The 21,822-nt window shown below is 72.9% G+C and carries 18 protein-coding genes; 11 read left to right on the top strand and 7 right to left on the bottom strand.

From position 1 onward, the window contains the following. Window positions 1-313: 313 nt before the first annotated feature. The 5 genes from ACFCZ1_RS27745 to gatB all read left to right on the top strand — a co-directional run bounded on the left by ACFCZ1_RS27745 (window position 314) and on the right by gatB (window position 6,331). Entirely contained in the window at window positions 314-2,494 is a 2,181-nt protein-coding gene (locus ACFCZ1_RS27745) for a putative bifunctional diguanylate cyclase/phosphodiesterase (RefSeq protein WP_376681003.1), read from the top strand. Window positions 2,495-2,762: 268 nt separating this feature from the next. Beyond that, window positions 2,763-3,059: an Asp-tRNA(Asn)/Glu-tRNA(Gln) amidotransferase subunit GatC gene (gatC, locus tag ACFCZ1_RS27740; RefSeq protein WP_030010586.1), complete on the top strand. Its 297-nt coding sequence runs from the start codon at window positions 2,763-2,765 to the stop codon at window positions 3,057-3,059. 5 nt (window positions 3,060-3,064) lie between these two features. Then, the gene (gene gatA / locus ACFCZ1_RS27735; protein ID WP_376681002.1) at window positions 3,065-4,558 is read left to right on the top strand and encodes an Asp-tRNA(Asn)/Glu-tRNA(Gln) amidotransferase subunit GatA; all 1,494 of its coding nucleotides are present in this window, start codon (window positions 3,065-3,067) and stop codon (window positions 4,556-4,558) included. After that, window positions 4,555-4,800: a hypothetical protein gene (locus tag ACFCZ1_RS27730; RefSeq protein ID WP_030769206.1), complete on the top strand. Its 246-nt coding sequence runs from the start codon at window positions 4,555-4,557 to the stop codon at window positions 4,798-4,800. Before gatA ends, ACFCZ1_RS27730 begins: the two co-directional genes overlap by 4 nt. Window positions 4,801-4,816: 16 nt before the next feature. Continuing rightward, a complete protein-coding gene (gene gatB / locus ACFCZ1_RS27725) occupies window positions 4,817-6,331 on the top strand; it encodes an Asp-tRNA(Asn)/Glu-tRNA(Gln) amidotransferase subunit GatB (RefSeq protein ID WP_376681001.1) in 1,515 nt (504 codons plus the stop codon). Between the two features lie 68 nt (window positions 6,332-6,399). On the opposite strand, the gene ACFCZ1_RS27720 is transcribed toward gatB, so the two are convergent. The 5 genes from ACFCZ1_RS27720 to ACFCZ1_RS27700 form a co-directional block, all read right to left on the bottom strand. Next, window positions 6,400-8,214, bottom strand: coding sequence for a protein kinase (locus ACFCZ1_RS27720; RefSeq protein ID WP_376681000.1), 1,815 nt, complete (start codon window positions 8,212-8,214; stop codon window positions 6,400-6,402). Between the two features lie 284 nt (window positions 8,215-8,498). Continuing rightward, window positions 8,499-9,137, bottom strand: coding sequence for a GNAT family N-acetyltransferase (locus tag ACFCZ1_RS27715; protein WP_376680999.1), 639 nt, complete (start codon window positions 9,135-9,137; stop codon window positions 8,499-8,501). Further along, the gene (locus tag ACFCZ1_RS27710) at window positions 9,134-11,218 is read right to left on the bottom strand and encodes a penicillin acylase family protein (protein WP_376680998.1); all 2,085 of its coding nucleotides are present in this window, start codon (window positions 11,216-11,218) and stop codon (window positions 9,134-9,136) included. Before ACFCZ1_RS27710 ends, ACFCZ1_RS27715 begins: the two co-directional genes overlap by 4 nt. Before the next feature lie 107 nt (window positions 11,219-11,325). Next, a complete protein-coding gene (locus ACFCZ1_RS27705; RefSeq protein ID WP_376680997.1) occupies window positions 11,326-11,826 on the bottom strand; it encodes a DinB family protein in 501 nt (166 codons plus the stop codon). An 8-nt stretch (window positions 11,827-11,834) separates the two neighbouring features. Then, complete coding sequence (locus tag ACFCZ1_RS27700) at window positions 11,835-12,710, bottom strand: GNAT family N-acetyltransferase (RefSeq protein WP_376680996.1); 876 nt, start codon at window positions 12,708-12,710, stop codon at window positions 11,835-11,837. A 53-nt stretch (window positions 12,711-12,763) separates the two neighbouring features. Here ACFCZ1_RS27700 and ACFCZ1_RS27695 point away from each other — a divergent pair, with 53 nt between their 5' ends. The 6 genes from ACFCZ1_RS27695 (at window position 12,764) to ACFCZ1_RS27670 (ending at window position 20,378) form a co-directional block, all read left to right on the top strand. Beyond that, window positions 12,764-13,180: a signal peptidase I gene (locus ACFCZ1_RS27695; RefSeq protein WP_376680995.1), complete on the top strand. Its 417-nt coding sequence runs from the start codon at window positions 12,764-12,766 to the stop codon at window positions 13,178-13,180. Window positions 13,181-13,390: 210 nt separating this feature from the next. Then, entirely contained in the window at window positions 13,391-15,631 is a 2,241-nt protein-coding gene (locus ACFCZ1_RS27690) for an MMPL family transporter (RefSeq protein WP_376680994.1), read from the top strand. Between the two features lie 21 nt (window positions 15,632-15,652). After that, window positions 15,653-16,207 (top strand): GNAT family N-acetyltransferase, encoded by a 555-nt coding sequence (locus tag ACFCZ1_RS27685; protein WP_376680993.1) that lies wholly within the window; start codon window positions 15,653-15,655, stop codon window positions 16,205-16,207. A gap of 79 nt (window positions 16,208-16,286) precedes the next feature. Further along, window positions 16,287-16,862 carry a hypothetical protein gene (locus tag ACFCZ1_RS27680; RefSeq protein WP_376680992.1) on the top strand — a complete coding sequence of 192 codons (576 nt, stop codon included), beginning with the start codon at window positions 16,287-16,289 and terminating at the stop codon, window positions 16,860-16,862. Between the two features lie 205 nt (window positions 16,863-17,067). Continuing rightward, complete coding sequence (locus tag ACFCZ1_RS27675) at window positions 17,068-17,235, top strand: hypothetical protein (protein WP_376680991.1); 168 nt, start codon at window positions 17,068-17,070, stop codon at window positions 17,233-17,235. 77 nt (window positions 17,236-17,312) lie between these two features. Further along, window positions 17,313-20,378, top strand: a complete 3,066-nt coding sequence (locus ACFCZ1_RS27670; protein WP_376680990.1) for an AAA family ATPase — start codon at window positions 17,313-17,315, stop codon at window positions 20,376-20,378. On the opposite strand, the gene ACFCZ1_RS27665 is transcribed toward ACFCZ1_RS27670, so the two are convergent. Both ACFCZ1_RS27665 and ACFCZ1_RS27660 read right to left on the bottom strand, forming a co-directional pair. Next, entirely contained in the window at window positions 20,323-20,511 is a 189-nt protein-coding gene (locus ACFCZ1_RS27665; protein WP_376680989.1) for a DUF6191 domain-containing protein, read from the bottom strand. The genes ACFCZ1_RS27670 and ACFCZ1_RS27665 overlap by 56 nt on opposite strands. Before the next feature lie 63 nt (window positions 20,512-20,574). Continuing rightward, entirely contained in the window at window positions 20,575-21,813 is a 1,239-nt protein-coding gene (locus tag ACFCZ1_RS27660) for a PQQ-dependent sugar dehydrogenase (RefSeq protein WP_376680988.1), read from the bottom strand. Between the last annotated feature and the right edge of the window lie 9 nt (window positions 21,814-21,822).

The following is a 21,822-nucleotide window of genomic DNA, read 5'->3' as shown; positions in this document are numbered from 1 at the left end:
CACGCCGGGCGCGGCGGACGGTGGTAAACGGCTGGTACAAGCCTGGTGGCAGGGCGGCGACCTGTCGGATCATCGGATGGGTGGCCAGGGGGTCCTGGTTCAAACTCACCCGTTCGGCGGATACCGTACTGATGAGGATGGCTGGGTCGCATTCGGGCAACCACCGCCGACCGCTGCCCCTGGGCCCCTCTCGCGTCCTACTGTTGAGGGGTGCGCCCCTTGTGCGCGGCTGCAGGATGCGATTCCAGCCGTGATGGCACGACAACGGGGCCATTGCGTGACATCGGCATCGCCGGCTGTGAGAGGGACGGGTATGAAACCCACCGAAAGCGCCGACCCGTCACATGAATTCGGCGGGGACATCCCGTCCATGCGGGCGGGGCGGATGGGTGTCCTGGGGGCCAGGACACCGGAGACCCGGCCGCTCGCGGCCGGCGGGCCCGGAGTGGGACGGCGCGGGGTGCTGTCCCTGGCCGTCGTGGGCCTGTCCGTCGTGGTGCTCGCGGCCGGGATCGCCTCCGCCCTGACCCACCGTCATGCCCTGTTCCCCGGAGGCACGGTGGGCTGGGCGCTCGCCCTGCTCACCGGCATCATCGTCGGCCACCTCGTCGCGCTCGGCCGCGACCGCTGGTGGGGCGGCACAGGATCGGGCGCCGCCCTCACCCTCGGCGTGCTCATCCTCTACGGGTGGGTGCCGGCCGGCCTCGTCTCGCTGGCGGTGGTCTCCCTGGTCGGCGCCGCCCGCCGGCACCGCTGGCGGCAGGGCCTGCTGCACGGCTCCGTGGACATCCTCGGCATCGGCGCGGGAGCCCTCGTACTGACCGCCTTCGGCGAGTCCCCGTCCGTCGAGACCCCCTGGAACCCCACCACCTGGGGCCTGGACGCGGTACCCGAGGTCGTCCTCGTCGCCGTCGCCTACCTGCTCGCCACCCGGTTCCTGCTGTGGGTCGCGCTGGCCCCGCGCGGCGGCGGCCTGCCCACGGTCGCCCGTACGGCCCTGCTCCGGCAAGCCTTAGTAGCCGTCGCCCTGCTCGGCATCGCCCCGCTGATCTGCGTCGTCGCGGTCACGCAGCCGGTGCTGCTGCCGCTGTTCGCCGTACCGCTGATCGCCCTGGACTCCACCCTGTGGATCGCCCGGGCACGCGCCGAGGAGCAGCTGCGCGATCCGCTGACCGGGCTGCCGAACCGGCAGTGGCTGCTGGAACGGGCCTGGAGCGCCCTGGACGAGGCCGAACGTCTGGGCACCCGGGCAGCTCTCGTGCTGATCGACCTGGACCGCTTCCGCGCGGTCAACGACACCCTGGGCCACCTGGCGGGCGACCGGCTGCTCCTCCAGATCGCCGACCGGCTGCGCCAGGCCCTGCCCGAGGAAGCCGAGGCGGCCCGGCTCGGCGGTGACGAGTTCGCCGTGCTGCTCCCCGTCGCCGACTCCACCACCAGCGCCCAGCGCATCGCCCGCCACCTGGTCGCGGAGCTCAGCTCCCCGCTGGACCTGGACGGGCTCACCCTCGTCCTGGAGGCCAGCGCCGGCCTCGCCGTCTTCCCCGACCACGCGCTCGACGCGGAGGGGCTGCTGCGGCGCGCGGACGTGGCGATGTACCAGGCGAAGCGCGACCGCACGGGCGTGGAGGTGTACGAGTCCAAGCGGGACAGCAACACCCCCGACCGCCTGGGCCTCCTCGGCGATCTCCGCCGGGCCCTCGACGCCGGCGAGGTGGAACTCCACTACCAGCCGAAGGTCCGCTTCGACGGGCAGGTCGCCGGGCTCGAAGCCCTGGTGCGCTGGGTACATCCGGAACGCGGTCGGGTGTCCCCGGACGAGTTCATCGCGATCGCCGAGACCTCCGGGCTGATGCCGCACCTGACGGAGTACGTCCTGGAGACGGCCCTCGCCCAGGTCGCGCGGTGGCGGGCCCAGGGCCTGAAGGTCCCGGTGGCCGTCAACGTCTCGCCGCGCGACGTCCACACCCCCGGCTTCGCGGGAGCGGTCGCCGCGCGGCTGGCCCGGCACGGGGTCCCGGCGAGCGGTCTCCAGCTGGAGATAACGGAGCACGTGCTGCTGGAGGACCCGCAGCGGGCGGCGGACACCATGGCGGGGCTCACCGGCCACGGCGTGAAGATGTCCCTGGACGACTTCGGCACCGGGTACTCCTCGCTGGTGCACCTGCGCCGGCTGCCGGTCAGTGAGCTGAAGATCGACCGGTCCTTCGTCGGGCGGCTCGCCGTCGACGCGCAGGACGCCGAGATCGTCCGCTGCACGGTGGACCTGGCGCACTCGCTGGGCCTGCTGGTCGTCGCCGAGGGCGTGGAGGACGACGAGACGTGGGAGCGGCTGCGGGACCTGGGCTGCGACGCGGTGCAGGGCTGGCTGGTCGCCGCCGCGATGCCGCCGCAGGAGGCCACCGCCTGGCTGCTGGCCCGCGGCGAGCGCGGCTGGCGCCGCCCGGCCGACATCTCGGCGGAACTGGCCGCGGCCGAGGCCGACGCGGGCTGAGTCGGCCCGGCGCGCCGCCGCTGCCGGGGCCCCGCCCCCGACCCCGCGCCTCAGACGCCGGCAGGGCTGGATGCGGCCGGTGCGGGCCGATTCTCAGCCCCGCCGGCAATGGGGGCGCGGGTCCGAGCGGAGCCCGGGAAGCCCCGCGCGGCGGGCCCGCGCCCGGCCTCGTACCGGCACAACGGCAAACCGTTTCGTGGGTGGGGGGCCCGGCCCCATAGGATTGAGCCCGAAACTACACATCCACCCACCCCCAGAGGATCGCTGCATGCCTGGCATTACGCGCGAGGAGGTCGTCCACCTCGCTCGGCTGGCGCGCCTTGAGCTGTCCAGCAACGAGCTGGATCACTTCGCCGGACAGCTCGGCGACATCATCGGCGCGGTCGCCCGCGTGTCCGAGGTCGCCGACCAAGACGTCCCGCCGACCTCCCACCCGCTGCCCCTGACGAACGTCATGCGCGCGGACGAGGTCCGTCCCTCGCTCACCCCCGAGCAGGCGCTCTCCGGCGCTCCCGCCCAGGAGCAGCAGCGATTCAAGGTGCCGCAGATCCTGGGGGAGGACTAACAGCCATGACCGACATCATCAAGCTCACGGCCGCCGAAACCGCCGAGAAGATCGCCTCCGGCGAGCTCACGGCCGTCGAGGTCACCGAGGCCCACCTGGCCCGCATCGACGCGACCGACGAGAAGGTCCACGCCTTCCTGCACGTCGACCGCGACGGCGCGCTCGCCCAGGCCCGCGCCGTCGACGCCAAGCGCGCGGCCGGCGAGAAGCTCGGCCCGCTGGCCGGCGTGCCCCTGGCCCTCAAGGACATCTTCACCACCGTCGGGGTCCCGACCACCGTCGGCTCGAAGATCCTCGAAGGCTGGATCCCGCCGTACGACGCCACCCTGACGCGCAAGCTCAAGGAAGCCGACGTCGTCATCCTCGGCAAGACCAACATGGACGAGTTCGCCATGGGGTCCTCCACCGAGAACAGCGCGTACGGGCCCACCGGCAACCCGTGGGACCTGACCCGGATCCCCGGCGGTTCCGGCGGCGGCTCCGCGGCCGCGCTGGCCGCCTTCCAGGCGCCCCTCGCCATCGGCACGGACACCGGCGGCTCCATCCGCCAGCCCGCCGCCGTCACCGGCACGGTCGGCGTGAAGCCCACGTACGGCGGTGTCTCCCGCTACGGCATGGTGGCCTTCTCCTCCTCGCTCGACCAGGGCGGGCCCTGCGCCCGTACGGTCCTGGACGCGGCCCTCCTCCACGAGGTCATCGCCGGGCACGACCCGCTCGACTCCACCTCCATCGACGCGCCGGTCCCGCCGGTCGTCGAGGCCGCCCGCAACGGCTCCGTCGCCGGCATGCGCGTCGGCGTCGTCAAGCAGTTCGCCGGCGAGGGCTACCAGGCCGGCGTCGTCCAGCGCTTCAACGAGGCGGTGGAGCTCCTGGGCGAGCTCGGCGCCGAGATCGTCGAGCTGGACTGCCCGTCCTTCGACCTCGCGATGGCCGCGTACTACCTGATCGCGCCGTCCGAGTGCTCCTCGAACCTGGCCCGCTTCGACGCCATGCGCTACGGCCTGCGCGTCGGCGACGACGGCACCAAGTCCGCCGAGGACGTCACCGCCCTGACCCGCGAAGCCGGCTTCGGCGACGAGGTCAAGCGCCGCGTCATCCTCGGCACGTACGCGCTCAGCTCCGGCTACTACGACGCGTACTACGGCTCCGCCCAGAAGGTCCGCACGCTCATTTCGCAGGACTTCGAGAAGTCCTTCGAGCAGGTCGACGTGATCGTCTCCCCGACGACCCCGACCACCGCCTTCCCGATCGGTGAGCGCACCGACGACCCGCTGGCGATGTACCTCGCGGACCTGTGCACCATCCCGACCAACCTGGCCGGCAACTCCGCCATGTCGCTGCCCTGCGGCCTGGCGCCGGAGGATGGCCTCCCGGTCGGGCTGCAGATCATCGCCCCGGCGATGAAGGACGACCGGCTCTACAAGGTCGGTGCAGCCGTCGAGGCCGCCTTCGTCGCGCGCTGGGGTCACCCGCTGCTCGAGGAGGCACCGTCGCTGTGAGCACCAGTGCACTGTCCAAGGCCAAGGGCTTCAAGAAGTCCAAGACCGGCACCTACCTGTCGATCGGCACCACCGCCTTCGGCGCCATCAGCGTGATCAAGCAGGTCAAGAAGGCCCGCAGCGAGAACGACGTGCTGAAGCTGGTCGACGCCGCCGTGTCCGCCGCCGCCATCGTCACCGGCCTCGCGATCCTGTACCGCGAGCTGAAGCGCCTGGGCGACGACGACGTCCTGCTGGGCTGAGAGGGAAAGTTTCACCGTGACCACCTTCACCGAACTGCTGTCGTACGAGGACGCTCTCGCCTCGTACGACCCCGTCATGGGCCTTGAGGTCCATGTCGAGCTCGGCACCAAGACCAAGATGTTCTGCGGCTGTTCCACCGAGCTGGGCGCCGAGCCCAACTCGCAGACCTGCCCCACCTGCCTCGGTCTGCCCGGCTCCCTGCCGGTCGTCAACGCGATCGGCGTCGAGTCCGCCATCAAGATCGGTCTCGCGCTGAACTGCGAGATCGCCGAATGGTGCCGCTTCGCCCGGAAGAACTACTTCTATCCGGACATGCCGAAGAACTTCCAGACCTCCCAGTACGACGAGCCCATCGCCTTCAACGGCTTCCTGGACGTCCAGCTGGAGGACGGCGAGGTCTTCCGCGTGGAGATCGAGCGCGCCCACATGGAGGAGGACACCGGCAAGTCGCTGCACGTCGGCGGCGCCACCGGCCGTATCCACGGCGCGTCCCACTCCCTGCTGGACTACAACCGCGCCGGCATCCCGCTCATCGAGATCGTCACCAAGCCGATCGAGGGCGCGGGCGAGCGCGCCCCCGAGGTCGCCAAGGCGTACGTCGCCGAGCTGCGCGAGGTCATCAAGGCGCTGGGCGTCTCCGAGGCCCGCATGGACAAGGGCCAGATGCGCTGCGACGTGAACCTGTCGCTGCGCCCGACCCCCGAGTCCGAGTTCGGTACCCGCTCGGAGACCAAGAACGTCAACTCGCTGCGCTCCGTCGAGCGCGCGGCCCGTTTCGAGATCCAGCGCCACGCGGCCGTGCTCTCGTCGGGCGGGACGATCGTGCAGGAGACCCGGCACTTCCACGAGGAGGACGGCTCCACCACGGCCGGCCGCATCAAGGACAACGCCGAGGACTACCGGTACTTCCCGGAGCCCGACCTGGTCCCCGTGGCCCCGGCCCGCGACTGGGTCGAGGAGCTGCGCGCCGGCCTCCCCGAGATGCCGCGCGTGCGCCGCAACCGGCTCCGCGAGGAGTGGGGCGTCACCGAGCACGACATGCAGTCGATCCTCAACGCGGGCGCGGTGGACTCCATCGTCGCCACGATCGAGGCGGGCGCCGACTCGGCCGCCGCGCGCAAGTGGTGGATGGGCGAGCTGGCGCGCAACGCCAACGAGCAGGGCGTCGTCGTCGACGAGCTGCCGGTCACCCCGGCCCAGGTGGCCCGGGTCGCGGCGCTGGTCGCCGACGGTTCGCTCAACGACAAGCTCGCGCGCAAGGTGTTCGAAGGCGTCCTCGCAGGCGAGGGCACCCCGGACGAGGTCGTCGAGAAGCGCGGCCTGAAGGTCGTCTCGGACGAGGGCGCGCTCGGCGCGGCCGTGGACGAGGCCATCGCGGGCAACGCGGCCATCGCGGACAAGATCCGCGGCGGCAAGGTCGCGGCCGTCGGCGCGCTGGTCGGCGCGGTCATGAAGACCACCCGCGGCCAGGCCGACGCGGCGCGCGTCAAGGAGCTCATCCTGGAGCGCCTGGGCGTCTCCGAGGGCTGAGCCGGCAGCAGTCGGCACCGCGGTGGCCCGTACCGTACGACGTACCGGTACGGGCCACCGCTCTTTCGTCAGCGCTTGAGGACGGGGGCGGCGATGACGGCGTTGCCGTTGTCCCGGCAGCCCTCGTCCACCTTCAGCCGCAGGCGCAGCGCCCCCTTGATGTCCAGGGACTTGGTGACGGGCTTGCCCAGGTGGACCTGCTCGGAGAAGAGCGCGGGCTTGTCGTCCACGGAGATGGTCACGCGGGCCTGTTCCATGGTCGAGCCGTCGTCGATGCCCGCGGTGAACTCCAGCGTGGACCAGGCTCGGTTCACGTCGTACTCGACGGTCGCTCCGTAGTAGCAGCTGCCGAGGAGGGCCGCCCCGTACTCCTTCGTGTTCAGCTTGGCCGAACCGACCTCGAAGTTGTGGGCTTCGCCGACCGACGCCAGCACGGTCAGATCGGCCACGTTGCTGTCCTTGACCGAACCGGGACCCCCCGGGCTCGTCGAGGCCTCCGGAGTCGCGGACTGCGTGGGGTCCGCATCGGACGCCGAGGGTTCCGCGGACGGAGCAGCCGATTCCGCGGCCGACGCGGGTGCCTGCGGCGCACTCGACCCGCCGGGCTTCCCGTTCCCCGCGGCGTCCTGCCCGTCCCTGTCGCCCAGGAGCCTCACGCCGGCCACCGCGAGGGCCGCCAGTACGACCACGGCGGCCACCGAGCCCAGGATCAGCCCGGTCCGCCGCTTCTTGGCGGGACGGGACGGCTCCGGTGCGGGGGCGGGGGCGGGTGCCGGGCTCGGGTGGTGGGCGGGCCCGTATCCGGCGGGCACCGGGTCGGGAACCGTGGCCGGCCCCGGATCGGGGGCCGTCACCGGAGCCGTGGGCACCACCACCGCGGGCGGCGTGACCGGCTGCGGCGGGACCAGCGGCGCCGCCGTTGGTGCGGCCGGTGGTGCGGCCGGCCTCGGCGGGGTGTCCTGGAGGGCGGCCGGACGCGAGGTGGAGGCGGTCGTGGACACCACCGCGTGGCGGACGTCTTTCATCCAGCCGGCCAGGCTCACCGGCCGGTTCCCGGGATCGGCCGAGTAGATCGAGGCGATCCGGTCCCGCTGCCCGGAGTCCAGCACGGCGATCTGCGGCAGCGACGTCAGCGCCCGGGCGAGCTGCTCCGGGGTGGCGGGCGGCGACTGCCCGCTCAGCAGGAAGTACGCGATGGCACCGAACGCGTACCGGTCCGTGCCGGGCGTCCGCTTCCCGTCGAAGACCTCGGGCGCCGCGTAACCCGGCGTGAACCAGACCTCGGCCGTCTGATGGTCGGCGGTCAGCTTGCTGAGGCCGAAGTCCACCAGCGTGGCCTGCCCGTGCGCGTCGACCATCACGTTGCCGGGGGACAGGTCACCGTGGATCACCTGGCGCCCGGACGGCGTGGCCTTCCCCGAGTGCAGCCAGTCCAGTACGTCGGCCAGTTGCTCCAGCGTGCGCATCACCTCGCGCCGCTCGGCGGGGGTGGTGAGCGTCCGCTCCGCGCGCCAGTCCCGCAGGTCGAGCCCGTCGACGTGGTTCATGACGAGGACGAGCGCCCGCCCGGTCAGCGTCGACGACTCGCCGGGCCGGTGGATCGGCGGTCCCTCGAAGTGCTCCCGCACGCCGACCACACCGGGACGGTGGACGAAGCGCAGCAGTTCCGCCTGCTCGTTCCACTTCTGGCTGATCCGGTCGAAGATCTCGGGCGTGATGGTCGTCTTGGAGTCGAGCACCTTGACGACCACGGGTTCGGATCCGCCGGCGAGCTCGATCTCCGCGAGGTAGAGCACGGCCTCCCCGCCGCGCCCGATCGACCGGAGCAACCGGTAGCGGTCCGCCGCCGCATCCGGCCCGATGTGCAGGTTCTGGCTGGTCAATTTCCCCCCAGCGCCAGTGGTTTGATAGGGGATCAGCTTCCAGCCGCCGGGCGGGCGGGGTCAACGGGAATCGGGATTCCCGTTGGGGTGAAGATATGAGCGCGAACCCGCAGTCGGACGCCGGTCACCGGGGCGGCGCTCCGGCACGCTGACGCCGACGGACCCGGCCCCGCCGCGCCCGGTGGACCGAGCAACCGGTACCGGTCGGGGCGCCGCACCGGGGCGGACGGGCAGGCCGGGGCCGCTGGGGCCGGGCGCCGGCGGGGCCGAGGGGCCCGAGCCGGTCAGCCGATCTCCTGCGAGGACGCCGGCGGGCTGAGGAAGGCGAGCCGGGCCCGCTTGGCCGGGAGGTAGACCTCGGGCAGGTCGATCTCCGGGAGCCCGACCTCCGGGCCGAGTACGAAGCCGGTGCGCTCCAGGAGGGCCAGGGCCTTGGCGTTGCGGGCGTCCGGCTCGGCGACCACGCGCCGGGCGCCGCCGTCGGAGAACAGGTAGGAGATGAAGGCGGTCATCAGGCCCGCGGTGAAGCCGTGCCGGGCGGCTCCCTTGCGCGGTCCGATCAGCAGGTGCACGCCGACGTCCCCCGGCTGGACCTCGTAGCACTCGCTGACCCGGTCCTCGGCGCAGTCGTACGTCTGGAACAGCGCGACCTGCTCGCCGTCGCGCGCGATCATGAACGCGTGGTGGGTGGTGCGGCGGTCGACGTCCTCGTAGATCTCCTGGACCAGCTCGGGGCCGGCCTCGCCCATGCCCCAGAAGCGGGCACGCTCCTGCGTGACCCAGCCGTGGATGAGGGCGGAGTCGGCGGCCGGGTCGACCGGCGTGACGGTGACCGTGCCGAAGCCCTCGACGAGGTGGGTGTACACGGGCTGCCGGGTGGAGGCGGAGGTGGGGGCGGAGGCGGAGGTCGGGGCGGAGCTCATATCGATTCCTTGGTGAGCCGGGTCCAGTCGGTGACGACCGGGACGAGTTCGCACCGCGCCCACAGCGGGAGCTGATCGCGGTGGTGGGGCGAGCCGGTGACGCCGTCCGCGCCGAGCGGGACCGCCCACAGGCTGTCCTCGCGGCGGGCGAGGTCCCAGACGTAACGGGCCGCCGAAGCGCGGGCGGTGAGGTCGGTGAAGCCGGGGACGGAGGAGGTGGCGTTCACGCAGTCGTGGTCGCCGCCGAGGCCGGGCCACCGCGCCTCCTGGTCCGGCAGTGCCGACCAGGGGGAGAGGCGGTGCACCTCCGCCCAGGGGGTGTCGGGCGCACCGGCCGCGGCCGTCTCCTCCAGGGCGGCGCGGACGTGCGCACCCCGGTCGAGGTCCGGCAGGAGCGAGGTGGTGAGCAGGCCTTCGAGGGCGTAGCCGACCCGGGGGACCAGGTACAGCCAGGGGTGGAAGACCTCCGGGCCCGTGGGGGCGCCCGCCAGGTCCGCGAAGACGGGGTCGGCGGCGAGACGGCGCACGGTCCTGGCCCGCAGGGCCGAGAAGACGGTGGCGTCGGTGCTGTCGGCCGCCATGTGACGGTCCCAGGCCAGCAGCCGGCCGCGCAGGGCCTGCGCCGCGGGGGACAGGCCGTCGAGCGCGGGCAGCAGGGCGAGCAGCGGTCCGGCGGAGGCGAGGTGCGTGTCCGCGTGGACGGCCGCCATCGCCTTCGGGGACCAGTCCGAGGACCCGCTGAGCAGCTCGCGGATGCGGTCGGCTCGGTGCGGGGGCGCGAACTCCACGCCGAGCGGTGAGGCGATCCCGCGGGCGTTCGCCATGACGGCGAGGTCCTGCACGGGCTCGGCGGGGGTCGGGGCCCAGCCCTGCCAGAGGTACCGCTGGTCCCAGGCGGGCACGGGGCGCAGCCGGTTGGCGGGGTCGCGCAGCGGGACGGCGCCCGCGACGCGGTGCAGCAGGCCGCCCGCGGAGTCGGCGGCGTGGACGACGTTGACCGGCTCGGCCCAGCCGTCGAGGGCGCGGTCGACGTCGGCGACGGTACGGGCGCGCAGGAGGGCGGGGAGGGCGGCGAAGCCGAGGTCGCGGCGTACGCGCGGCGGGTAGCGCAGCGAGAGGGTGTCCTCGCCCTCGCGGAAGACGACCGGGCCGCGGGCGGTCTCCAGGACCTCGACCTCGATGTCCGCGCCGTCGGCCACGGTGACGGTCTCGGTGTGACGGGCGACGGCCTCCCAGCCGCCGTCCGGGCCGAGCGCCTCCAGGGTGGGGCCCTCCCCGCGCAACCGCTCGACGTACAGGTCCTGGTAGTCGGCCATGGCGTTGGTGATGGCCCAGGCCGCGGTGCCGGTGTGCCCGAAGTGGGCGAGGCCCGGGACGCCGGGGACGGCCAGGCCGAGGACGTCGTACTCCGGGCAGGAGATACGTATCTGCTGGTAGACGCCCGGGTCCTCGATGAATCGGTGCGGGTCGCCCGCGATGATCGCCGCGCCGGTGGCGGTGCGGTCGCCCGGCACCAGCCAGCCGTTGCTGCCGGCGGTGCCGGGGCCGTCGGTCGCGAAGAGGGTGACGGCCTCCTCGCCCAGCGCGCGGGCCACGCGCTCGCGCCACAGCTTGGTGGCGAAGCCGGCGAACAGGACGTGGGTGGCGGTCCAGACGGCGAGCGGAACCCACGGCTCCCACGGAGTGGGGGTGAGGCCGGTACGGGCGAAGCGCTCGTCGCGGGCGGCGCCGGCGGTCAGCCCGTCGTTGACGCCCTCGACGAAGGCGCCGACCCAGGCGGCCGTCTCCGGGTCGAGGGCCTCGTGGCAGCGGCGCGCGGTGTCGTCGATGCGGCACTGGCGGGCGAACGTGTCCCAGGCCGCGCAGTCCCCGCCGAGGAAGGAGGCGCTGGAGCCCTGGGCGCGGTGGCGTTCGACCTCCAGCTGCCAGGCGCGGTCGAAGGCGGTGACGCGGCCCTGGGCGTAGGCGAGGCCGAGGTCGTCGGCGGCGCGGAGGTGGGGGATGCCCCAGGCGTCGCGGTAGACCTCGTACGCCCCGTACTTCCCGCACGCGCCGATGCTCTCGCCGCTCACACTGCTCACGCTGCTCACACTCTTCCCCACGGTGCATTAGGTTAGGCTGGCCTAACTATAGGGGTGTCGGGGAAGAGCTCGTCCCCTGAGCCGCTCCGGGCCCCTGCGAGGCGGACTCAGTCGCCGGTGACGCCGTCGATCGCCTCGCGGATCAGGTCGGCGTGGCCGTTGTGGCGCGCGTACTCGTGGATGAGGTGGAGCATGAGCAGGCGCAGCGAGGCCTCCTGCTTCCAGTTCGGCACGTACACCGTCACGTCCAGGGACTCGGCGGCGGCCTCGATGCGGCGGGCGTGCGCGACCTCGGCCTCCCAGGCGGCGAACGCCTCTGCGCGGCCGGACCCGGAGGCGTCGTAGGCGGCCTGGAAGTCGTGGGCGTCCGACCACAGGTGGGGGAGGTCCTCGCCGCTCAGAACGCGGCGGAACCAGTGCCGCTCGACCTCGGCCATGTGCCGCACCAGTCCCAGCAGGGACAGTGTGGACGGGGGCATCGAGGCGCGCCGCAGCTGCTCGTCGTCGAGGCCCTCGCACTTCCAGGCGAGGGTGGCCCGGTGGTAGTCGAGGTAGGCCCGGAGCGTCTCGCGCTCACGGCCGGTCAGGGGCGGGTCGATGCGTTCCATGCGGGTGATCATGCCGGTCGGGTGCCGTCGACCGGAAGCCCGGCGGCGGGGCAGGGCAGGGGCCGGTCGCCGTCGCGGTCCTGCGCGCGCGTCCACACGTACGGCACCGTCACGCCCAGCACGCGGAATCCCAGCCGCTCCAGGATCGGGCGGCTGTCGGCCGAGGCGTCCACCTGGAGGTACGGGATCCCGCGCCCGGCCGCCACACGGGCCCGGTGGGCGACCAGCAGCCGGTAGATGCCGCGGCCACGCCACCGCGGGTCCGTGCCGCCGCCCCACAGGCCCGCGAACGGGGCACCCGGCGGCATCTCCAGCCGGGCCGCGCTCACCGGGATGCCGTCCGCCAGCGCCAGGACGGCCTCGATGGCGTCCGGCTGGTCCCGCAGCAGGCTCAGCATCTGTTCCCGGATCTGCGGCCGCTCCGTTCCGAAGGCCCGCGCGTGGACGTCCATCATCAGGTCCACCCCCGCCTCGTCCGTCACCACCCGCAGGGTGACGCCCGCCGGCGGCTCCGCCGGGAGCACGGCGAGCTCCTCCGTCCGCCCGACCATCAGCGTCTCGGCCGGCTCCGGCACGAAGCCCGCCTCCCGCAGCCGTTCCCCGAGGTCCGCCGGCCCGTCGTGGTCGTAGAGCTTCCACTCGAACCCGGGCGTTCCCAGCGCGTCGAAGTACGCGACCTGCGCCGCGATCTCCGCGTCCGCCGTCCCCTCGTCGAGGTCCGACCAGAGCACGCCGTTCCATCCGGCCCCGGCCGCGGTCTGCCGCACCACGGCGCCGGCCCGCTCCACGCGGGCCGACGCCGCGTCCGGCTGCGCGCCGCGGCGCATCCGGGCGTCGTACTCGGCCCGCACCCGGCGGAGCCCGTCACCATCCATCGTCGTCATCGGCCCAGCTCATCAGTGGCCGACCGGCCCCACAACTGCATTAACCTCACCCCGTGAACGACGACTCCACCATCTACACCGGCAAGGCCACCCCCGATGCTGCGGCCGACCGCGGCTGGCTCCTCGGCCACTTCAAGGCCCCTTCCGACCCCCGTCACAGCGAGGACGTGGAGATCAAATGGGGCGTCCACCCGAAGGGCGACGAGCGGGAGCGCTGGGCGACCGCGGAGAAGCGGACCGCGCTGCTGGTGCTGATCAGCGGCCGTTTCCGGCTGGAGTTCCCGGGGCGGACGGTCGTCCTCGCCGAGCAGGGGGACTACGTGCTCTGGGGGCGCGGCGTCGACCACTCCTGGTACGCGGAGGAGGACGCGGTGGTCCTCACCGTCAGGTGGCCTTCGATCCCCGGGTACCGGGTCGACGAACCCGATGACCGGGGCCGGCCCGAACCGGTCGGCCACCCCTCGGGATGACCGGCGCCCTCGGTTCCCGGTCCCCCTGTGACGATGCACACGAAAGGGGCCAACGATCACGAAACGCTGGAATCGTTGAGGTGTAGACCGTCTTTGCCGCACTCCCGGGGCGATCCCCCGGGCTCTCGGCCGGTCCTTCACGAGTTCAAGCGTTCTTTGCGACGGGCTGTCTCCCGGTAAAGATCCGAACCACCAGGGAGCACGTTTCCGTTGGCAGCACTCACACGATGGTGCATGCGGCACCGACTCCTCGCCGTCATGATCTGGCTGCTCGCCCTCGGGGGGACCGCGGCGGCCGCGGGGGCCGCCGGGTCGGCGTTCTCCAACGACTACGAGGTGCCCGGCACCGAGTCCGGCAAGGCGGGCGACCTCCTGCGGGAGGGCTTCCACGGCCAGGGCGGCGACACCGACACCATCGTGTGGCGGGCCCCGGACCACCAGAGCGCCCGCACCCCGGACGTCCAGCAGCGCATGACCCGGGCGCTCGACGCCGTAGCCGCGCTCCCCGGCGTCGGATCGGTCGCCGGTCCCTACGGCCCGGGCCCCGACAGCGCCGCCCGGATCAGCCCCGACGGGCGCACCGCCTACGCCGTGGTGACCTTCGAGCGGCCGGCCGACGCCGTACCCAAGGTTCAGGCGGAGGCAGTCGTCGACGCGGCGAAGAACCCGGCCACCGAGGCCGACGGCCTCCAGGTCGAACTCGGCGGGCGCGCCATCGGGCTGACCGAGGCGCCCACCGCGCACCTCGCCGAGGTCATCGGCGTCGCCGTCGCGGCCCTGGTCCTCTTCCTCGCCTTCGGCTCGCTCGCCGCGAGCCTGCTGCCCATCGCGACCGCCCTGGTCAGCGTGGGCACCGCCTATTTCGGCATCACCCTGCTCGGCCACGCGATGCCGGTCGCCGACTTCGCCCCGATGCTCGGCACCCTCGTGGGCCTCGGCGTCGGCATCGACTACGCGCTGTTCATCGTCACCCGCCACCGCAAGGGCCTCGCGCGCGGACTTTCCGTCGAGGCGGCGGCCGAGAACGCCGTCGCCACCACCGGCCGGGCCGTGGTCTTCGCCGGAGCCACCGTCTGCATCGCGCTGCTCGGCATGCTGGTGCTGCGGCTCAACTTCCTGGACGGCGTCGCGATAGCCGCCTCCGTGACGGTGGTCCTCACGGTCGCCGCCTCGGTCACGCTGCTGCCCGCCCTCCTGTCGTACATCGGCACGCGCGCCCTCTCGCGCCGCGAGCGCCGCAGACTCGCCACCGACGGCCCGCGGCCCGACCACACCACCGGCTTCGCCGCCCGCTGGTCCGCCTTCGTGGAGCGACACCCCAAGCTGCTCGGCGCCGTCGCCGCCACGGTCATGCTGGTGCTGGCGCTGCCGACGCTCTTCCTCCACCTCGGCACCTCCGACCAGGGCAACAATCCGGCCGGCTCCACCACCCGCCGGGCCTACGACCTGCTGGCCGAGGGCTTCGGGCCCGGCACGAACGGCCCGCTCGCCGTGGTCGCCCGCCTGGACGGCGCCGGCGACCGGCTCGCCGTCGACCGCCTGGCCGAGGCGCTCCGTACGACGAAGGGTGTCGCCTCCACCGGCCCGGCCGTCCTCAACCGCAGCGGGGACACCGCCGTCCTCACCGTCGTACCGGACTCCGCCCCCCAGTCCCGGGCCACCAGCGAACTCGTCGACAGGCTCCGCGAGGACGTCATCCCGCGCGCCGGGCACGGCAACTCCATGGAGGTCCACGTCGGCGGCGTGACGGCCGGATACGACGACTTCGCCGAGGTCATCATCGGGAAACTGCCGCTGTTCGTCGGCGTGGTCATCACCCTCGGCTGTGTGCTCCTGCTGCTGGCTTTCCGGTCCATCGGCATCCCCGTCAAGGCTGCGGTCATGAACGTCGCCGCCGTCGCCTCCTCCTTCGGAGTCGTCGTGGCGGTCTTCCAATGGGGCTGGGGAAGCGAGCTGCTCGGCCTGGGCAGCGCCGGGCCGATCGAACCCTTCCTGCCCGTGATCATGGTGTCCGTGCTGTTCGGACTGTCGATGGACTACCAGGTCTTCCTCGTCAGCCGGATGTACGAGGAATGGCTGAAGACCGGCGACAACCGGCGGGCCGTCCGCGTGGGCCTCACCGAGACCAGCCGGGTCATCAACTCGGCCGCCGTCATCATGATCTCCGTCTTCCTGGCCTTCGTCCTCAGCGGCGACCGGATCATCGCGATGTTCGGCATCGCCCTCGCCGCGGCCGTGGCACTCGACGCCTTCGTGCTGCGCACCCTCCTCGTCCCGGCCCTGATGCACATGCTCGGCGGCGCGAACTGGTGGCTGCCCGCCTGGCTCGACCGGCGGCTGCCCCGGATCAGCATCGAGCCCCCGGAATCCCGCCCCCGTGCGAAACTTCCGGCACAGCGGCCGAGCGATGACGGCGCGGAGCCGGCTGAAGCCGTACCCGTGTCCCGCTGACCAGCCGTAAGGACTCCCCGCATGTTCGCGATAGACCTGGCCGAAGACGCCCAGCTGCGGCCGCTGGAGGTGTGGCACGCCGAGGAATTCCTCGCCCACATGGACCGTGGCCGCGAGTTCATCGGCCAGTACGTCGGCCTCCCCGACCGTGCCACCGACCTGGACTCGGCGCGCGAGCTGCTCCGTTCGAACGCCGAGAAGGCAGCGAACGACGGCACCCGCTTGTTCGGAATCTGGGTCGAGGGCACGCTCGTCGGCGGCGTCCTCTACCGGGCCTTCGACGCCGCGGGCGGCAACTGCGAGGTGGGCTGCTGGCTGGAGCCCGCCGCCGCCGGACGCGGTCTGGTCACGGCCTCCTGCCGGGTGCTCATCGACTGGGCCTTCAACGGGCGCGGGATGCACCGTGTGGAGTGGCACGTCGCCACCGGGAACAAGAAGAGCATCGCGGTCGCCGAGCGCCTCGGCCTGACCCGCGAGGGCGTGATGCGCGAGAACCACCTGCACCGGGGCGTGCGCCAGAGCACCGAGATCTGGGCGGTCCTCGCCCACGAGTGGTCCGCGGCCCGTCCCGCCTGAGTCCGGTGCGGGCCCCGCGGCCGCGGGGCCCGCCGCAATTCTCATGAACCTCTCAGACTCGCCGCCTACGGTGCCCCGCATGGACACCACGAAGACCCCCGCCCCGAACGCCTCCGAGGCGGACACCACCCCCGCCGACCTCGAAAAGGCCGAGATCCCCCAGCCCGCCGAGGCAGAGGCCGAGGCCGACGCCGAACTCACCGACGCGGACCTGGACGACGACACGTTCGCCGAGGGCGCGGCAGGGGACGAGCAGCCGAGCCACGTCGGAGCCGCAGCCTCCGCGATCGTCGCCGCAGGTCTCTCCGTCGTCGCGCTCAGCGGCAGCTGGGTCGCCGGCATCGTGTCCGAGCGCAAGAGCATCACCGGCCGCCTTGAGCTGACCCAGGCCGCCGACGCCAACGCGCAGATCGCCGCCCAGTTCATCGGCCCGTGGCACTCCACCGCCCTGGTCAACGGCATCTTCGCCACCCTCGCCCTGATCATCGCCGTCTTCGTGCTGGCCCTGCCCGCCTTCAGCACCCCCGAGCGCACCCTCCCCGCCTGGGTACGGTCCGTCTCCTGGGCGGCCATCGCGCTGGGCGCCCTGGGCATCCTGCTCTTCGTCCTCATGTACTTCGACCTCCTGCTCGCCATCCCGAAGGCAGCCGCCTAGTGCTGTGACCGGCAAGGTCCACCCGGCCACGGCACTAGGCACCGCCTTAGGTCTCCGCGGTCAAGCTCGGGAAACCTTCGCCCCGGACTAAGGTCCCCTGCCCGTGGCAGATGCGGCATGCGACCGATGTGCCGGTACCCCCTGGGACGCGAATCTTGGATCACACCGAACGAGGTGCCCGAGAAACGCGACCAGGGAGTACGAGATGTTCGAGTACGAGATCGCAGCAGCCCGCAACGCCGACCTCATCCGCGAGGCCGACGAGTACCGCCTGGTGCGGGAGGCCGAGCAGGCGCGCCGCGTCTCCCCGCGAAACCAGGAACGCGAAAGGGCGGTGAGGGGACACCGGAGCCGCTTCACCCGCGCCGCGTGACCCGCGCCGGCCGCGTGAACTGACGCGTGATGAGAAGTGCGGGGATAACGAGTGCCGCCGCCAGGGACGTCTGTGCGATGCTCGGCGACGTGGAGACCAGATCTGTCAGCCCGGTGTTCGTCGGCCGCGCCGACGAGCTGGCCGTACTCACCGACGCCCTCACCCGCGCCGCCGGCCGTGAGCCGCAGGCGATGCTCATCGGGGGAGAGGCCGGGGTCGGCAAGACCCGCCTCACCGAGGAGTTCCTCGGCGAAGCGACCCGCCGCGGCGCCGTGGTCGCCGTCGGAGGCTGTATGGAGATCGGGGCGGAGGGACTTCCCTTCGCCCCGTTCTCGACGGCGCTGCGCACCCTGCACCGGCAGCTCCCCGGGGAGCTCGCCGCCGCGGCCGCGGGCCAGGAGGACGAACTCGCCCGGATCCTGCCCGAACTCGGCGACACCCCGCGCGGCCCCCACGACGAGGAGAGCACCGCCCGGCTCTTCGAACTGACGGCCCGGATGCTGGAGCGGCTCGCCGCCGACCGCACCGTCGTCCTCGTCCTGGAGGACCTGCACTGGGCGGACACCTCCACGCGCCACCTGCTCTCCTACCTCTTCCGCACCCTCTCCAGCGGCCGTCTCGTCGTCGTCGCCACCTACCGCGCGGACGACGTCCACCGCCGCCACCCGCTGCGCCCCCTCCTCGCCGAACTGGACCGGCTCCGCACCGTCCAGCGCATCGAGCTGCCCCGCTTCAACCGGGCCGAGGTGCGCCGCCAGCTCGCCGGCATCCTCGCCTCGCAGCCCGACGAGGACTTCGTGGACTCCGTCTTCGACCGTTCCGACGGCAACGCCTTCTTCGTCGAGGAACTCGTCGCCTCCCGGGCGAGCGGCTGCCGCGCCGGACTCACCGAATCCCTGCGCGATCTGCTCCTCGTCCGTGTCGAGGTCCTTCCCGAGCGGGCCCAGGGCGTCGTGCGCCTGGTCGCCGAAGGCGGCTCCACCGTCGAGTACCCGCTCCTGCGCGCCGTGGCCGGGCTCGGCGAGGACGAGCTCATCGAGGCTCTCCGTGCCGCTGTAGGCGCCAACATCCTGCTCGCCACCACCGACGGGGACGGCTACCGCTTCCGCCACTCCCTGGTCCGCGAGGCGGTGAGCGACGACCTGCTGCCCGGCGAGCGCTCCCGCGTCAACCGCCGCTACGCCGAAGCCCTGGTGGCCGACGAATCCCTGATCCGCACCGAGGAGCGGGTCATCCGGCTCGCCAGCTACTGGTACCACGCGAACGACCCGTCCAAGGCGCTGCCCGCCGTACTCGCCGCCTCCGTGGCCGCCCGCCGCCGACACGCCTACTCCGAGCAACTGCGCCTGCTGGAGAGGGCGATGGACCTGTGGGAGAGCGCCCCGGAGGACATCCGCGAGGCGCTTCGCCCGGCGGACTACACCGACGTATACCCTCCGTGCGGCTGCGACCCGGCCACCACGCCGCTGCAGCGGCTGGACCTGCTGGCCGAGGCGACCGTCGCCGCCCGCTACGGCGGGGAGCGGGAACGGGCCCTGAAGTTCTGCAAGACGGCCGTGCGCATGCTGGACGACGGCCACGACCCGCTGCGGGCCGCCTGGTTCTGGACCGAACGCTCCCGGCTGGTCGCGAGCCTCGGCCGGGGCGACGGCTGGGACGAGATCGCCAAGGCCCAGGAGCTCGTACAGGGGCTGCCCCCGTCCCAGGTGCATGCCGAGGTCCTCGTCCGGGCCGCGGGCTGGGGCATGCTCCACGACCCCGGCCCCGGCAACATCGACGCCGCCGAACGGGCCGTCGAGTACGCGCGGATGGTCGGCGCCGAGGACATCGAACTCAATGCCCGCATCACCGTCGGCAGCCTGCTCACCGACGCCGGGGACCCGGAAGCCGGTCTCGCCGAAATGCACTCGGTCAGGGAACGGGCCACGGAACTCGGCCTCGCCATGCTCGCGGGTCGTGCACATATCAACCTCAGCTCTCAGTTGGAAGGTCTGGGCCGGTCCCGCGAAGCCGTGGAACTGGCCGAACAAGGCACTGAACTGGTACGCGAATCCCGGCTGCTGGACTCCGAGGCCTGGGTCAGCGGCAACATGGCGGAGAGCCTCTACAGCCTCGGCCGCTGGGACGAGGCCGCCGAGGCGGCCCGTCGCACCCTGCTCGTCGGGCAGAGCGCGGCCCCACGCGGCGCCGCCGCGACCCGGCTCGCCCATCTGGCACTGGCCCGCGGTGAACTGACCGAGGCCACCCAACAGCTCGCCGCCGCCCACGCCCACTTCGGCACCCACGCCATCCAGCCCCAGCACCGGATACCGCTGTACCGCCTCGCGATCGGTGTCGCCGCGGGGGAGAGCCGGATCGCCGACGTCCGCGCCGAGACGGCCGCCGCCGTCGGCTACGGATTCCCGCTCGGGCAGCACCGCTACGGCTGGCCGCTGCTGCTCGCCTCCGCCACCGCCGAGGCGGACTCCCGGGGATTCCCGGCCGCCGACGCCGACCGGGACTCCGCCCTGGACGTGCTGCGCAAGGCCACCCGCGCACTGCCCACCCCGGCCCCGGTGTGGTGCGCCCACGCCGAGTACCTCCGGGCCGAGCTGCTGCGGGCCGAGGCCCGGGACACCGCCGCCGACTGGGCCGCCGTGGAGCAGGCCGTCCGCCCGCTGGAGCGCCCGTACCTGTTGGCCCGGGCCCGCCACCGGCTCGCCGAGGCCCTGCTGGCCGCCGGCGCCGACCGCGAGCGAGCCGCCGCCCTCCTGCGCGAGGCACACGCCACCGCCGACCGCCTCGGCTCACGCCGGCTGCGTGAGGACCTGGCCCTGCTCGCACAGCGCGCCCGGCTCCCGCTGTCCACCACGGATACGCCCGGGGCCGCGCACGTACCGCACGCAGACCCCGTGGAGGAGCTGGGCCTGACCAGCCGCGAGCGGGAGGTGCTGCGTCTGGTCGCGGCGGGCAGTACCAACCGCAAGATCGCCGAGGAGCTGTTCATCTCCCCGAAGACGGCGAGCGTGCACGTCTCGAACATCCTGGCGAAGCTGGGTGTCGCCGGTCGCGGCGAAGCGGCCGCCCTGGCCCACCGGCTGCGCCTCTTCACCCCGACCGGGCCGGCCGTTCCCCGCCCGCGGGACGCTCGCCGAGGCGTATGAGCACCTGGCCGGATTCCAGATCTATCGGCCCCCGTCCCGGGTCCCCGTCATTGACGTCGACCCGGGACAACTCCAGCCGCTTCTTCTCGTCGTGCGTGTGCTTGCGTCCCGGGCTGAAAAGCTCCTCGATCATGTTGAACACCGCGTCCACCGTGCCTTCCGTCCCCCACGGGGGCCAAGGCCCTGTCCGGGCCGGCTATCGCACTGTCAGTGTCAGGATCCTGTCGTCGCCCGCTTCCGGCGACCCGCGCCCATCCGTCTCGCTGGTGACCAGCAGCAGTGAGTCCCCGCCGAGCGCCAGCACCGTGCGCAGCCGCCCGTACTTCCCCTCCAGGAACGCTTCGGGCTCCGCCGCGAGTTCCGCTCCGGCCAGCGGGATCCGCCACAGCCGGTTCCCCTTCAGCGCCGCCATCCACACCGACCCCTCGGCCCAGGCGATGCCGCTCGGGGAGGCCTCGTCGGTCTTCCAGACGGCCACCGGATCCCGCATACCCGGCTTGCCCGCCTTCCCCTCGGCCTCCGGCCAGCCGTAGTTCGCGCCGGGCTCGATCAGATTCAGTTCGTCCCACGTGTTCTGGCCGAACTCGGCCGCCCACAGCCGTTTGTCCTTGTCCCACGCGAGCCCCTGCACATTGCGGTGCCCGTAGGAGTAGACGACCGAATCGGCCTCGGGATTGCCGTGCACCGGATCCCCGTCCGGGGTCATCCGCAGGATCTTGCCGCCCAGCGACTTCCTGTCCTGCGCGAGCCCCTTGTCACCCGTCTCGCCCGTCCCCGCGTAGAGCATCTTGTCCGGGCCGAAGGCGATCCGGCCGCCGTTGTGGACGAGGCCCTTGGGAATGCCCCGGAACACCGTGTCCGGGGCGCCCAGTTGCTGCCCGGCCGGTCTCTGCTCGTCATAACGCATCCGTGCGATGCGGTTGTCGGACTCCGTCGTGAAGTACGCGTACACCAGACGGTCCGAGGCGAAGGACGGCGACAGGGCGAGACCCAGCAGCCCGCCCTCCCCGCCCGGGGCCACCCCCGGTACCCTGCCGATCTGCGTCACCGCGCCCGAGCCCGCCGCGACCCTGCTGATCGTCCCCTTGTCCCGCGAGGCGACCAGCAGGTCCCCGCCGGGCAGCGGGGCCACGCCCCACGGGGACTCCAGGCCCTTGGCGACCTCACCGGTCACCGTCACGGAGCCCTTGGCCGGCGGGCCCGCGGTGCCCGGGGAAGCGGACGGGCTCCCGGACGGGCCGGGTGATCCGGAGCCGGCCGCGGCCGGGCCCGGTGGAGAGCCGCCCGCCGCCGCGCCGGGGCCGCCCGCCGGCGAGCATCCCGTGGCGAGCAGGGCGCCGCACCCCGCCAGCGCGACCGCCGCCACCACACCCCGGCGCCGAGCGCCCTTGCCCTCGAACCCCGCCCGCCGCCCGCGAGAACTTCCGTATCGCATCGCCCTGCT

The organism is Streptomyces sp. NPDC056224 (genome assembly GCF_042267665.1).
Taxonomy (GTDB): Bacteria; Actinomycetota; Actinomycetes; order Streptomycetales; family Streptomycetaceae; genus Streptomyces.
Note: the sequence above shows the minus strand (reverse complement) of the source record. Positions and strands in the feature narration are given on the sequence as shown.